The following is a 565-nucleotide window of genomic DNA, read 5'->3' on the forward strand; positions in this document are numbered from 1 at the left end:
GGTTTTATCTCCACCATCATTACTGTTGGGTTCCATTTATTCCATCAAGATTTGCAATAGCTGTTTGATCACTAATATCTGAATCCATATGAGTATTTTTCATCCTAGCTGAAGAAAAAGAAATGTCACCATATGTTCTATTTATTCCAGTTGACTTAGTATGTGCTGTGTGACCATTATGAATTACTTCACCAAAATTCGTAGACCCATTACTAGAAGTACTATTAATTCTCGCAGTTCCAATGCTAATAAACCCTGGCATTGCTATCCCACCCTTTTCTTCAGTTTAGTAGGTACATATTATGATAATGCAAGCCTAAGTGTGAAAAATTAATACTTAAAACAAACCAAAATTTTAAAAACTTCTCTATTTCTTATTTGAAATACGATGCTCATTTTTAGTTAAGTCGGGTAGGCAGGCACTCTCACGAGCGCCCGCCCCCCTAAGAACCGTACGTGACAGATTTCCCGTCATACGGCTCAAGCCTTCTTTTTATCCGAACAACTTATTTAATACATGGTACATGTACTAATTTAGCAAATTGACCTGTAGAAACCTCTAGGT

Annotated in this window: 1 protein-coding gene; it reads right to left on the reverse strand. The window is 36.3% G+C overall.

Annotation, left to right across the window (positions count from 1 at the left end):
• Positions 1 to 19: 19 nt before the first annotated feature.
• Entirely contained in the window at positions 20 to 262 is a 243-nt protein-coding gene (locus AC1DRF_RS31750) for a spore germination protein (RefSeq protein WP_477742794.1), read from the reverse strand.
• Between the last annotated feature and the right edge of the window lie 303 nt (positions 263 to 565).

The sequence above is a fragment of the Priestia sp. P5_B4 genome, from assembly GCF_056400385.1.

Excerpts from the sequence above, each read along its gene's own strand:
- AC1DRF_RS31750 (WP_477742794.1), bottom strand. The coding sequence starts at position 262 with ATGCCAGGGTTTATTAGCATTGGAACTGCGAGAATTAATAGTACTTCT.